The 275-nt window shown below is 61.1% G+C and carries 1 pseudogene; it reads left to right on the forward strand.

Going from position 1 to position 275, the window contains the following annotated elements:
* Positions 1–138: 138 nt before the first annotated feature.
* Positions 139–275: pseudogene (locus CH341_RS32490) on the forward strand (3-oxoacyl-ACP synthase); the annotation flags it as partial.

Raw genomic sequence — 275 nt, forward strand, 5'->3', positions numbered from 1 at the left:
CTTTGCCGCCGCCATCGAGCTCGGCCGCGACATGGTCCTCGGAAGCCTCACCAGCAAGATCGCCAACGATTTGGAATACACCCTCGGATCGATGCGCAAGCAGTTCGCCGAGCAAACGGCCGCGCAGGCACAGACCGCATGAAACGCTCCTTGATCGCCGGCATTGGCAGCGCCCTGCCGGAGAAAGTCCTTACCAACCGCGATCTCGAAAGCATCGTCGACACCTCGGACGAATGGATCGTACAGCGCACCGGCATTTCAGAGCGCCATATCGC

Origin of the sequence: Rhodoplanes roseus (genome assembly GCF_003258865.1) — a bacterium.
Taxonomy (GTDB): Bacteria; Pseudomonadota; Alphaproteobacteria; order Rhizobiales; family Xanthobacteraceae; genus Rhodoplanes; species Rhodoplanes roseus.